Origin of the sequence: Brucella tritici (assembly GCF_008932285.1) — a bacterium.
GTDB classification, from domain to species: domain Bacteria; phylum Pseudomonadota; class Alphaproteobacteria; order Rhizobiales; family Rhizobiaceae; genus Brucella; species Brucella tritici.
The window spans coordinates 822324-834112 of the sequence record NZ_WBVY01000002.1 but is presented as its reverse complement, the minus strand read 5'-3'; the positions used below and the strand labels follow the sequence as shown (position 1 = coordinate 834112).

The window sequence follows — 11789 nt, the reverse complement described above, 5'->3', positions numbered from 1 at the left end:
TTCAAGCTCCAGCCTGACGGGGATGCATACGCCCCGGATTGAGAATATTTTCTGGATCGAATTGCAGTTTCAATCGCTGAGAAAGCGCTGCAAGTGCTGCCGATTGCGGTTCGAACACTTCCACACTTGCGCGAATATGTTCCGGTGCGCGCACGAGCGTCGCATGGCCACCGCCATATTTGGTAATCAGCTTGCGCAAAGTTTGTGCTTCCGGATCGGCTTCCATTCGCATCCAGATCAAACCGCCCTGCCAGTCGTAATAGGCATCGACGCCCGCATGACGACGGAACTCGTCCACCATGCGCCAACCCTGCATCGGTGTCATCGAAACTCGCCAGACGGCACGATTGTCTCCTGTATTGGCATAAGGCAAGACGTCGCGCACTTCACGCCAGAGCTGCTGGGACTGCGTTCCGTCGAGCACTTCCACTTCACCCGACTGGCCGAGAAATGCCCGCAATTGTCGGCAGCGATGTTCAACAGAAGGTGCAAACCCCTCAAGTCGCAGTACGGTCGCCGCCTCCCAACCAAGCTTTCCTCCAAGAAAGCGATTGGCAACCGTGGGCGGCAAATGTGCAGCAGAAGCTACTTCCTCTCGCGATCCCATGGCCATTGCCATAATGCGCGTCGCCTGCTCGTCGGTCAGTCCGCGCACGGCGAGCGTTGCCGCCGTCTCCGGTTTCGGCAAGACCTTGAACGTCACCTCGGTGGCGACGCCCAGCGTCCCCCATGAATTAGCCATGCCTTTCGACAAATCATAGCCCGTCACGTTCTTGACCACACGGCCGCCAGATTTGAACAATTCACCACGTCCGGACACAACGCGCACGCCAAGCACATGATCACGGGCGGCACCCGCTTTGATGCGGCGCGGACCGGACAGATTGGCGGCAAGCGCTCCACCGATCGTGCCGCGCCCGCTCTCGCCCGACAGCAACGGACCATAATCCATCGGCTCAAAATGAAAACACTGATTGTTGTCGGCCAGAAGCGTTTCAATCTCAGCCATCGGCGTTCCAGCCTTTGCGGACAGCACCAATTCGTCCGGCTCGTACAAGGTCACGCCCGTCAGTTCAGAAACGTCCAACACAAAGGCCCCGTCGACCTTATGCCCAATACCGCGCTTGGACCCATGGCCGATGATTTCAAGCGGGGTGGATCCGGCCAGCGCATCCTGCACGGCATCGAGAACACCAGCTTCATCTTGCGGCTTTAGAATATTTGCATCACTCATGATCAAAACCACAACTCAGAATCGGGGAATATCCGGGAAGGCCAGCTCACCGCGATGCACATGCATGCGGCCAAGCTCGGCGCAGCGGCGCAATTGCGGAAACACCTTGCCGGGATTGAGCAGATGTTTGGCATCAAAAGCACATTTGACACGCATCTGCTGGTCGAGGTCGATCTCGTTGAACATTTCCGGCATCAGATCGCGCTTTTCGATCCCGACACCATGTTCGCCGGTGAGAACACCGCCAACCTTCACGCAAAGACGTAGAATGTCCGCGCCGAAATCTTCCGCAGCTTCCAGCTCGCCAGGGATATTCGCATCATAGAGGATAAGTGGATGCAGGTTACCGTCGCCAGCATGGAACACATTGGCCACTCGCAATCCATATTTTTCGGACAATTCGCGCATCCCCGACAGAACACGCGGCAGCTCTTTACGCGGAATAGTGCCGTCCATGCAGAGATAGTCCGGCGAGATGCGTCCCACTGCCGGGAATGCCGCTTTCCGCCCCGCCCAGAAAGCCAGACGCTGTTCTTCCGACTGAGACAGAATACACGTCGTGGAGCCATTTTGGAGCGCCAGCGCTTCGACCCGCCCGATCAGATAATCCACCTCAACTGGAGGTCCATCCAGTTCGACAATCAACAATGCTTCGACATCCAGTGGATAGCCTACACGGACAAAATCTTCCGCCGCTTTGATAGCCGGTCTGTCCATCATCTCCATTCCACCGGGAATGATGCCTGCACCGATAATGTCAGCCACACACTGACCTGCCTGCTCGCTGGATGGAAAGCCAACCATGACAGCACGCGCCGTTTCCGGCTTTTGCAGGATACGGACCGTAATTTCTGTCACGATGCCGAGCAGCCCTTCCGATCCGGTCATAAGACCGAGAAGATCATAGCCCTCGCTATCGAGATGCTTGCCGCCAAGCCGGATCACCTCACCGGTAATCAGCACCATTTCAATGCCGAGTACATTATTCGCTGTCAGACCGTATTTGAGGCAGTGCACACCGCCTGCGTTTTCAGCGACATTGCCGCCAATGGAGCAGGCAATCTGCGACGACGGGTCGGGCGCGTAATAAAAGCCCTCGTGTTCAACAGCCTTGGTGATGCCGAGATTGGTCACGCCTGGATGCACCACCGCGACACGATTTGGATAATCGATTTCGAGAATGCGATTGAAGCGCGACATGCCAAGCAGAACTGCATCCTGCAACGGCATCGAGCCACCGGATAGCGATGTACCCGCGCCGCGCGGCACCACGCGAATATTATTATCGTGACAATAGCGCAGAACCTGCGAAACCTGTTCTACCGTTTCTGGCAGCACAACGACCAGCGGCAACGAACGGTGCGCGGTCAGGCCATCGCTCTCAAACACGCGCATTGCATTGATGGCATCGACAACGCCCTCGCCCGGCACGATACCGCGCAGATCAGCGACAATCTGCTCGCGCCGCTGCATGACGGATGCGTCTGGATCCGGCATGATAAGTCCGCTCATATTCTCCTCCACCACTTATGTGGTCAAAGTGCACCCCGTACCATTTTCGTCAAGTGGTAAATCATTTTTACCACTTTAGTCGGCAACTAAACAGTTTCCACGCTGCGGCATAATTGCTTGCCTAGTTTCCTAGCGCTCGGCTAGATGCTTTATACTCAAAGCTTTAGCAAAAGCACGGCAGGGAGTGGGGTAGCAGAACATGATGAGCAGTCTGGCAGATATGGAAATTTTTGCCCGCGTTGTGGCAACGGGCAGCATGTCAGCAGCCGCTCGCGATCTGAGTCTCTCACCAGCAGTCGTATCGAAGCGCCTGGGACGGTTGGAAGAGCGTCTCGGAACCCGACTGCTTCAACGCACAACCCGCCAGATCGCGCTGACTGAGGCAGGTCAAGGCTATCATGAGCGTGTTCTCGCCATTCTCTCTAACATCGAGGAAGCGGAAGCCTTTGTCGCCCGCCGTTCCGCCGATGCGCGCGGAACACTGAAAATTTCAGCTCCGACGACTTTCGGTCGCATGCACATTGCGCCTTATCTCGTGCCATTCATGCGCGCTAATGCCGATCTTACCGTCAATATGCAGCTTACCGACGAGATGGTCGACATCGTGGGCGATGGATATGATCTGGCCATTCGGATCGCGGAGCTTTCCGATTCAACCCTCGTCGCGCGCCGTCTTGCCCCGGTGCGTCGTATTCTCGTCGCCTCACCCGGCTATATCGCGGAACGCGGCACACCACAGACGATTGAAGACCTGCAGGACCATATCTGTCTGGCACCGCATAACAACGACCCCTGGCGGCTGGAAGGCCCCAAAGGACCCATCGTCATTCGCCCGGTAGGACCACTGCAAACCAATTCCAGCGAAATGGTACGGGAAGCCGTCCTGGCAGGCCTCGGCATAGCGCAACGCTCAACCTGGGATATCGGCCCGGAACTTGCCGCGGACAAGTTGGTGCAAGTGCTGCCCGACTATGCAGCATCTCGAAACGTTGCAATTCATGCCGTTTATCCATCAAAACAGTTCCTCCCGGCAAAGGTCAGACTGTTCATCGACTATCTGGCCGATCTTTACGGCCCTGTTCCCTACTGGGAAAGCGGTACATCTCCGTACGAAGTAGCAAAAAAATAGACTGGCTTTCATTCGTCGGTTAATAAGCCACGCGCGCTATATTAGCGTGACAGCATATAAAGCTGACTAAGCTTTTGATTCTAAAAGACTTAGCTATCTCGCAATCCGTTATTCAAGCGAATCGGATGATTTCCTCCCGTTGTCCTGATTTTCTGGGAAAAATGATGAACACACCTGTACGCTTTATTCTAGCAATCATAGTCGCTGTTATCGTTGGCTGTGGTTTCATGTTCTATGACAAATCGCGCGGCGCTGAATGGGTCGTTTCTCCGCAGCAAATTGAGCAAGCCAAAGCTGACGGCAAATCCGGCGTCGAAAGCCGCCCCGGCACAGTAACTGTACTTCCGATCCGCAGCGAAACAGCCGACGCACTTCCGTTCAAATGGGCTATGTATGGCCTTGTCGCAGGTCTTTTCGTACTCGTCGCGACACGTAAGCGCAAAAAGGCCTAATTCTTTGTTCCGAAAGCCCGGTTGCTTCATCGATCGGGCTTTCCTTTTCAATATATATTTCGTTGCCGGGCGCCCTGCTAAAGGCTACTTTGCCGCCGTTATGGAGAGGGCTTCAGACGGCATGGCCGACACGATTTTTTCCCGCATACAGACAAGCCGCACGGCAGACGATGTCGTGCACCAGATCGAAACGCTCATTCTTGAAGGCGTCCTGCGTGGCGGCGACCGGCTTCCTGGTGAGCGTGAGCTGGCGCGCCAGTTCGATATATCGCGCCCGATATTGCGTGATGCTCTCAAACGGCTTGAAACGGCCGAGCTCCTGATTTCGAGGCATGGCGGTGGCACTTTCGTCGCGGACGTGATCGGACAGGTATTCAGCGCCCCAGTGGTCAAGCTTTTTGCGGATCACCGAAAGGCGACAGCCGACTATCTCGAATATCGCCGGGAAATCGAAAGCATTGCCGCAGAATACGCAGCACTTCGAGCCACACCCGCTGACAAGGCACTTCTGACCGAAATCATGGAAGCCATGGAAAAGGCTCACGGTGTCAGTGACTTCGACACGGAAGCGCGCCTCGACGTGGAATTGCACAATGCTGTTGGCGAAGCAGCACACAACATCGTTCTGCTGCACACACTACGGTCTTGCTATCAACTGCTGAAGGATGGGGTTTTTTACAATCGCAGCCTTATCTACAGCTATCCAGGCGTCGCTGACATGTTCCTGTCGCAACATCGCGCCATTTACGATGCCGTCATGGCCGGCAATCCGCAGGCCGCCCGCGAAGCGGTTCAGAAGCACATTCGTTTCGTGGAACAGGCAACACATGATCGCGAACTGCACGAAGAACGCGAACGCGTCTCGCGTCTGCGCTACCGACAGCGGGCGGGCGTGAAGACCGGCAAAGACATGAAGGAAGATGACGGCGAATGAGCGTGGTTTTCAAGGATGCGAAAGGGCCGGACAATATCCGCCTCTATGCCATTGGGGACGTGCATGGCCGTCTCGACTTGTTACAGGACATGCACGGGCTAATCCGTGCAGACCTAGACCAGCGCCCTGCTCATGACTGGCGTATCATTCACCTTGGCGATTACATAGATCGGGGTCCGAGCTCAAAGGAAGTGCTGGATTTTCTGATTGATGTATCGCGTCGGGATAAGCGCATCATTTCGCTGATTGGCAACCATGACGACGGTTTTCTTACCTATCTAGCAACCGGAGACGTCGCAGGGATATTCGCACTGCATGGCGGCGTCGATACCGCTCGCTCTTACGGGGTAGAGGTTGATTTTGCTGATGCGGCTTCGGCGCGCCGAGCTCATACCGCTCTGGTGAAAACTGTCCCGCAAGAGCATATCGATTTCATTCGCGCCATGCCGCGCTCAGTGGCATTCGGCGAATTTTTCTTCTGTCACGCAGGAATAAACCCAGCAGTACCGCTAGACACACAAGACCCGGAAGAACTGATCTGGATTCGCACAGCTTTTCTCAAATGGACCGCCCCCTTCGAGAAGGTCATCATCCACGGGCATACACCGCAAAGCGCTATCGATATCCAGCCCAACAGGGTAAATCTCGATACCTATGCCTGGAAAAGCGGACAGCTTTCAACCATCGTAATAGACGGTTCGGAAAAGCGTTTTATCGAAGCGAAATAGTGCGCTTAGTGCGCGCTGGAAATGCCGTAGCCGTCGGTGGACATCGCATTGTTGCCCGCATCGACGGTGAATATGCCGACCGCCATGAATACAATCGCAGAAACCATCAGTACGGTGAGGAGAGCGGCATGCTTGGCGGTCATATTAGGAAACTCTTTCGACTGGGGCCGGACGAAATTCGTTAGACGAGCCGCCACTTGGGAGCCTGGCAATCAGCCCTGCTCGTTCGGTTGCTACCCGGGGAGACGGCGTTCAGTTACACCCGAAAAAAGTTACCCGCAACTGAACGGTTCCAGCGAGGCCACCGGTTTTCTCTTGAAAAAATCGAATTGGTTGAACGCTGTGGCAAAGCGGCAACGCGATACTTCTACTTAAGGTTAAGACGCAGTTACGAAGCCTCTAAATTTGGTTTACCCACGCCTTGGCTAATGCAGCGCCTGCAGCATCCGCCTGTATTCCGAACTTATTTGCTTGCACTGGGTGCTCTACTGCCCAATCCGGTGCGAAACCCGCTATCATCTCACTTAGCTGTTCGTTCCATTCAGCGACAAGCTGTGTGTTCGCTTCAAAATGAAACTGTGTGCCATAAACTGCGCGCCCGATGCGATAGGCCTGATGCGGCGTCATATCACTCGTCGCCATATGCAAGGCGTCCTTCGGAAGCGAAAAGGTATCGCGGTGCCAATGAAAGATTGGGAAGGCATCTCCTGCGGCGGACAATACCGGGTCGCCTTTGCCTTCCTCGGTAAGTCGAACTTCTTGCCAGCCGAACTCCATGGGCCGGTCCAGAACATTTGCGCCTCCATAAGCACGCGCGATGAGCTGACTGCCCAGACAAATGCCAAGAACGGCCTTATCGCTGTCGCCAAACCGACGTATGAGTTCAAGCAAATACGGGAAATAAGGACATTCAGCGTCGGCCAGCGCATTCTGCTCGCCCCCAAGCACAATCAAGGCTTGATATCCATCGTCGTCACCGGGCAATGCATCCCCGCTGTATGGATGACGCAGATCAATCGAATAGCCAGCATCTGCCAGAACGGGTTCAATTTGTCCCAATCCAGAGCCTTCGTAGTTCTGAACGACCAGTACACCCATGAGAAATCCCCGACCTCTTTTTATCTCTGCTAACATGGAAAAGGCCCGGACGACAGCCGGGCCTTTAAATCAGTTCACCACCGAAACGCTGACCGTTCGACCGGCAACGAGGTGGACACTGTCCGGCACATCTTCAAGTTTCACACGCACCGGCACACGTTGCGCCAGGCGCACCCAGTTGAAGGTCGGTGAGACATTAGCCAGCAGGCTAGAAGAATCGCTACGCTCACGATCTTCAATCCCTCCAGCAATACCCTCGACCTTTCCTTTGAGTTGCACTTTGCTGCCCATGATATCGACCACCACCGGATCACCAATCCGGATACGCTCGAGCTTGTTCTCTTCAAAGTAGCCGGAAACGTAGTACGAGTCTGTATCAACGAGAGCTGTCACTGCCGATCCGGCGGAAACATAATCACCCGGTTGAAGTGAGAAGTTTGTAATCACTCCGTTGACGGGCGCCTTTACCGAAGACCGGTCCAGATTGAGTATCGCCAGATCGCGATCCAGTTGCGCCTGACGGTAGGAAGCTTCCGCTTGCTGGGCCGTCGTTTCGATCTGCTCCAGTTTCTGACGTGTCACGGTCGTGTCGTTGAGCTGGCGATAGCGGACCAGATCGCGGTTCGCCATATCAAGTGCCGCCTTGCTGCTATCAACCTTTGCTTCCGCTGTCTGCAGGGCGAGCTTGTAGCGTGCCTGATCGATACGGAAGATAACATCACCCTGATGAACGCTTTCATTATCGTGGACGAGCACTTCTCCGACCAGACCTGAGACATCAGGCGCAACGCGCACGACATCGGCGCGAATTTTGCCGTCGCGGGTCCACGGCGCATTCATGTAATAGTCCCACAAATGCCAGCCAAGAAGCCCCGCCATAGTGACCATGACAACGGTTACAAAGACACGGCCAGAGTGTGCAAAGAGCTTTTTCATAGCGGTATTCCATTAAAAATGACGGCAGCAACGCCGAGAATGCAAAAATACATCGCTGCATCGAACAGAGGTCGGTGCCATACGAAACGATAAAAGTGTACGCGCGCCAGAAGACGCTGCATGACCGAGTTTGCGAAATAGGCGCCGAGCGCCAGCACGCCGAGGGTCGGAATGTAAATTCCGTAGATGTCGAGTTCAGGTTGCATCACAAATCACATTGTTCTTCTAGGCTGCTTGTGGGAGTTCCATGAACGGACGCGGCGGCAAGACAAAAGGCGGGGCTTTCGGGAAAAGATTGAAGCGCAGAGCGACCAGCGCCATTCGTGTACGTTTGGCTATTGCAGGCGATCCGCTCTCTATAATGGTGGTGATTGCCGTATCGATAGAAGCCAGCAAATTTCTGTCGATCTCGCCTGCCTCCTGCGGTTTATCAGCCAGAGCACGATAATGCGCACCAACGCCATCCAACACTTCATCGACAGCCACCCGACAGTTTTCGGGCAGTTTGGAGCGATATTGCTGGAGATCGATTGTGTTCATACCGTTTCGCAGATCGCGTAGTAGATCGACTTTCGCAATATCCGCTGCCTGAACCAGTGCCAGACGCGGCGTCATCATGCCAATACGGTCGATCATTCTGAGTAAAAGCCGGTTCACGCGCTGACGGCTGTGACGTCCAGGACGACGTTCGGCAGCGAGCGCAATATCGTTCCAGCCTGCTTTGATCAGCCGGCGCACGCTCCACTCCGCGCCCACCGACCGGACAATCGATGTGACCCAAGCAGCAATCACGATTCCCAGAACCGTAGCCAGATTGGCATTGGCAAAGCTGACGAAATCATGTGTCAGATGCCCCTGGAGCATGAGCATGTTCGGCAAGTTTACGCAAAGCACCATACCCAGCAGGAATTGCGAAGGAATGGCGAGCAACAGGCCCGCCGGAATAAGGAACAGTCCCAGCACCAAAACCAGCGGGAAGAAGCCATCCACCAACGGCAACAACGCAAATTCAAATATGAAGGCCGCAACGATGACAATCAAAAGCAGCCAGTTGAACTTGCGCATCACCGGTACGGGATCATCCATGGTTGCGAAGATGCAGCAGAAGATGCCGGCCATCATGGCTGCGGCACTCCCCTGAGACCAGCCGCTCGCGATCCAGAAAGCGGTTGCTATACATGTCGCCAGAAAGGCCGAAAATCCAGAGAGAAGCGCCATGCCGTAATCACGATGCATGGGGCGGGCTTTCAGGTGTGCGTCGTAGCGACGCCACCGCAGGGCATGCCGTGAACCGGATACAATGTCCTGACGCAACGTGATACAATCACTCCATATCTGAACGAGATCGCGAACACGAGCAGCCACGTTGAAAGGCAGCAACTCGCCCCAACTCGTTGCGCCCTTCCCATACAGGTCGATTTCTTCGATCAACTGCAACAGAACAGCGCGGCGTTCCTCAGTCAGGTTCTCACCACTTTCTATCCAGTCGCAAGCCTCGTCCAGAAGCTTCTGTACTGCTGGATGCCAGGGCTTTTCGTTTTCACCGGGCTTCAGCGCCAGCACGTCATGCAGGCTCGATATAATCGGGAGCACAGCCACCATGCGCTGCTGCAACACGTGAAGCAGAGTACCAACATTTCTGATTGATGAAGTGTCATAGGCAACATGCGTGGTCAGATTGCGCAACTCAAGTGCATCGGCTGCGAGACGCTGCCGATCCCGAAGAAATTCAGGTGTAGCGCCTTCACCCCGCATACTTGCCAGCGCCAGCTTTGAACCGTCACGCAGCCAGTTATCGATACGACTGACGAGCACAGGACCGCTATGGCGCGGAAAAACAAGTCGATTGACGACAGCAGCGCAGATGATGCCGATTGCGATCTCTTCCACTCGACCGACGGCATAGTCGAACGTCGTCTCAGGCACGGAAACAACCGCAAAACTCGCGATTGCCACGGTATAACCAGCCAGCATGAACAAATAGCTGCGCGGCGTACCGTCTAGCAGGCTGATCGCAAGGCAGATGCCCATCCAGAGACCGATCGCCAATGTCAGTATCTCAGGTGAATTGACCAGATGCGGTACGAACAGAATGGTCACGGCCCCGCCGATGATCGTACCGACCAGACGGTAAAAACCCTTCGACGTGGTCGCACCTGATAAGGGATGCGCAACGATATAGACAGCCGCGATGGACCAGTATGGATTAGGCAGATTGGCCATCAAGCCGATCCACATCGCAAGCATGGCTGCAACGAAAGTCTTCAGTGAGAAGACTACATCCCAGAATTTCGGGGTTGTTTCAGCTGGTTTCATCATGGCTCGTGGACACCGGTTGAACGCATTGCGTCTTTCCGGTCAAGCAGCCGATCAGAAAGACTGTGTTTGAAACTTTTCATTCAGCTTGCGCAATACTTCCATGGCGACATCAACAGCATCGGAATCGAGATCACCAAGGAAACGAGCGCGAAGACGAACAGCCGACTTTTCCACCTTGGCGGCAAGAGCGCGACCGTCCTCTGTCAATTGAATGAGCTTGACGCGACGATCGGCATCGTCGGCAACGCGCTGGATCAGGCCATCCTTTTCCAGCTCGTCGACGACCCGGACAATCGTTGCTCCCTCGATACCGACTCGTTCAGCCAGCACACCTTGAGGGACATGATCTCCGTGCCGCAACAGGGTCATTAGCGGTATGGCTTTCGCGTCGGAAAGACCATGCTCCGCCATCGCTGCATCGAAAGCCTTCCGCCATCCTCTGGCGGTACTTGCAAGAAGCGGTGCGAATTCGACCCACGTTTGTTTCATCACATCAGTTCCATTCAAATAGATAGCTTCATATCTATATGGATACAATCTAATTAAATGCAACAGACATGATGTTTCCCATCAATTGTTTGTGTAGGAATGCTAATTAATTGTCTCTTGATGCATTACCAAAGCGCTTGACCACCGCCCCTGCCCTCTGCCATCGATGCTGACATGCGCGCAAACTATAAAATGCAGAGACTATATGTTGAAGACGGCCTCGAAGAAGGCGACCAGATTGAAGTCGCCCCGCAGTCCGCACATTATCTTACCCATGTCCTGCGATTGAAGGATGGCGATGAAATTCTCGCCTTCAATGGGCACGATGGCGAATGGAAATCGCGGCTGAAGCCTGAGGGTAAGAAGCGGCTTTTCCTCCTGCCCTTCGAACAGACACGTCCGCAACCTTTGCCGAGTGATCTGGTCTATTGCTTCGCCCCGCTGAAGCAGGGGCGACTGGACTATATGGTACAAAAGGCTGTGGAGATGGGCGCAGGCGTTTTGCAGCCGGTCATCACGCAGCACACTCAGGTACCAAAACTCGGAACTGAACGCATCAAGGCCAATGCGATAGAAGCTGCCGAACAGTGCGGCGTGCTTTCCATACCTGGATGTCGCGAGGTCATCCGTTTTGACCATTTTATCGAACAATGGGACGAAACCCGACACCTCATCTTCTGCGATGAAGGGCACGAATCGGATGATCCGTTGACCATCTTGCAAAACATGACGCCCGGCCCTGCCGCGCTGCTGATCGGTCCTGAAGGAGGATTTTCAGAGGAAGAACGTCGAACGCTTCGAAAACTCCCCTTCGTGACAGCTATACCGCTCGGCCCTCGAATCCTGCGTGCCGACACAGCTGCCGTCGCCGCGATGGCTCTGGTACAATCTGTGCTCGGAGACTGGCGGAATGCAGGATGACATTCTCGAAATCTGATGTTCAATGGAATTGACTTGC

The 11789-nt window shown here is 54.7% G+C and carries 13 protein-coding genes; 5 read left to right on the top strand and 8 right to left on the bottom strand.

The genetic code is table 11. The features are described from left to right. Position 1: 1 nt before the first annotated feature. Both glcE and F9K94_RS09210 read right to left on the bottom strand, forming a co-directional pair. Positions 2 to 1234: a glycolate oxidase subunit GlcE gene (glcE, locus tag F9K94_RS09215; RefSeq protein WP_151645113.1), complete on the bottom strand. Its 1233-nt coding sequence runs from the start codon at positions 1232 to 1234 to the stop codon at positions 2 to 4. 15 nt (positions 1235 to 1249) lie between these two features. After that, complete coding sequence (locus F9K94_RS09210; protein WP_151645111.1) at positions 1250 to 2746, bottom strand: FAD-linked oxidase C-terminal domain-containing protein; 1497 nt, start codon at positions 2744 to 2746, stop codon at positions 1250 to 1252. Positions 2747 to 2945: 199 nt separating this feature from the next. Between F9K94_RS09210 and F9K94_RS09205 the strand changes: the two genes are divergently transcribed. From F9K94_RS09205 to F9K94_RS09190, 4 genes are all read left to right on the top strand, one after another. After that, entirely contained in the window at positions 2946 to 3875 is a 930-nt protein-coding gene (locus F9K94_RS09205) for a LysR family transcriptional regulator (protein WP_061346620.1), read from the top strand. Between the two features lie 164 nt (positions 3876 to 4039). Further along, the gene (locus tag F9K94_RS09200; protein ID WP_071630503.1) at positions 4040 to 4327 is read left to right on the top strand and encodes a hypothetical protein; all 288 of its coding nucleotides are present in this window, start codon (positions 4040 to 4042) and stop codon (positions 4325 to 4327) included. A 121-nt stretch (positions 4328 to 4448) separates the two neighbouring features. Continuing rightward, positions 4449 to 5261 (top strand): FCD domain-containing protein, encoded by an 813-nt coding sequence (locus F9K94_RS09195; RefSeq protein WP_151645108.1) that lies wholly within the window; start codon positions 4449 to 4451, stop codon positions 5259 to 5261. Continuing rightward, positions 5258 to 5989, top strand: coding sequence for a metallophosphoesterase (locus F9K94_RS09190; protein WP_151645106.1), 732 nt, complete (start codon positions 5258 to 5260; stop codon positions 5987 to 5989). Before F9K94_RS09195 ends, F9K94_RS09190 begins: the two co-directional genes overlap by 4 nt. A gap of 5 nt (positions 5990 to 5994) precedes the next feature. Here the strand turns inward: F9K94_RS09190 and F9K94_RS24410 are convergent, their stop codons facing one another. The 6 genes from F9K94_RS24410 to F9K94_RS09165 form a co-directional block, all read right to left on the bottom strand. After that, positions 5995 to 6132 carry a hypothetical protein gene (locus F9K94_RS24410; RefSeq protein ID WP_010660970.1) on the bottom strand — a complete coding sequence of 46 codons (138 nt, stop codon included), beginning with the start codon at positions 6130 to 6132 and terminating at the stop codon, positions 5995 to 5997. 256 nt (positions 6133 to 6388) lie between these two features. Further along, complete coding sequence (locus F9K94_RS09185) at positions 6389 to 7087, bottom strand: type 1 glutamine amidotransferase (protein ID WP_151645104.1); 699 nt, start codon at positions 7085 to 7087, stop codon at positions 6389 to 6391. A gap of 69 nt (positions 7088 to 7156) precedes the next feature. Then, complete coding sequence (locus tag F9K94_RS09180) at positions 7157 to 8023, bottom strand: efflux RND transporter periplasmic adaptor subunit (RefSeq protein ID WP_151645101.1); 867 nt, start codon at positions 8021 to 8023, stop codon at positions 7157 to 7159. Further along, positions 8020 to 8229: a DUF1656 domain-containing protein gene (locus F9K94_RS09175; RefSeq protein WP_061346626.1), complete on the bottom strand. Its 210-nt coding sequence runs from the start codon at positions 8227 to 8229 to the stop codon at positions 8020 to 8022. Before F9K94_RS09175 ends, F9K94_RS09180 begins: the two co-directional genes overlap by 4 nt. Positions 8230 to 8248: 19 nt before the next feature. Further along, the gene (locus F9K94_RS09170) at positions 8249 to 10342 is read right to left on the bottom strand and encodes an FUSC family protein (protein ID WP_151645099.1); all 2094 of its coding nucleotides are present in this window, start codon (positions 10340 to 10342) and stop codon (positions 8249 to 8251) included. 51 nt (positions 10343 to 10393) lie between these two features. After that, positions 10394 to 10831 carry a MarR family winged helix-turn-helix transcriptional regulator gene (locus tag F9K94_RS09165; RefSeq protein WP_061346628.1) on the bottom strand — a complete coding sequence of 146 codons (438 nt, stop codon included), beginning with the start codon at positions 10829 to 10831 and terminating at the stop codon, positions 10394 to 10396. Positions 10832 to 11005: 174 nt separating this feature from the next. Here F9K94_RS09165 and F9K94_RS09160 point away from each other — a divergent pair, with 174 nt between their 5' ends. Continuing rightward, positions 11006 to 11752, top strand: coding sequence for a 16S rRNA (uracil(1498)-N(3))-methyltransferase (locus tag F9K94_RS09160; protein ID WP_151645097.1), 747 nt, complete (start codon positions 11006 to 11008; stop codon positions 11750 to 11752). Positions 11753 to 11789: the final 37 nt, after the last annotated feature.

Excerpts from the sequence above, each read along its gene's own strand:
- F9K94_RS09185 (WP_151645104.1), bottom strand. The coding sequence starts at position 7,087 with ATGGGTGTACTGGTCGTTCAGAACTACGAAGGCTCTGGATTGGGACAA.
- F9K94_RS09210 (WP_151645111.1), bottom strand. The coding sequence starts at position 2,746 with ATGAGCGGACTTATCATGCCGGATCCAGACGCATCCGTCATGCAGCGG.
- glcE (WP_151645113.1), bottom strand. The coding sequence starts at position 1,234 with ATGAGTGATGCAAATATTCTAAAGCCGCAAGATGAAGCTGGTGTTCTC.
- F9K94_RS24410 (WP_010660970.1), bottom strand. The coding sequence starts at position 6,132 with ATGACCGCCAAGCATGCCGCTCTCCTCACCGTACTGATGGTTTCTGCG.
- F9K94_RS09165 (WP_061346628.1), bottom strand. The coding sequence starts at position 10,831 with ATGAAACAAACGTGGGTCGAATTCGCACCGCTTCTTGCAAGTACCGCC.
- F9K94_RS09205 (WP_061346620.1), top strand. The coding sequence starts at position 2,946 with ATGATGAGCAGTCTGGCAGATATGGAAATTTTTGCCCGCGTTGTGGCA.
- F9K94_RS09190 (WP_151645106.1), top strand. The coding sequence starts at position 5,258 with ATGAGCGTGGTTTTCAAGGATGCGAAAGGGCCGGACAATATCCGCCTC.
- F9K94_RS09170 (WP_151645099.1), bottom strand. The coding sequence starts at position 10,342 with ATGATGAAACCAGCTGAAACAACCCCGAAATTCTGGGATGTAGTCTTC.
- F9K94_RS09200 (WP_071630503.1), top strand. The coding sequence starts at position 4,040 with ATGAACACACCTGTACGCTTTATTCTAGCAATCATAGTCGCTGTTATC.
- F9K94_RS09175 (WP_061346626.1), bottom strand. The coding sequence starts at position 8,229 with ATGCAACCTGAACTCGACATCTACGGAATTTACATTCCGACCCTCGGC.
- F9K94_RS09180 (WP_151645101.1), bottom strand. The coding sequence starts at position 8,023 with ATGAAAAAGCTCTTTGCACACTCTGGCCGTGTCTTTGTAACCGTTGTC.
- F9K94_RS09195 (WP_151645108.1), top strand. The coding sequence starts at position 4,449 with ATGGCCGACACGATTTTTTCCCGCATACAGACAAGCCGCACGGCAGAC.
- F9K94_RS09160 (WP_151645097.1), top strand. The coding sequence starts at position 11,006 with ATGCGCGCAAACTATAAAATGCAGAGACTATATGTTGAAGACGGCCTC.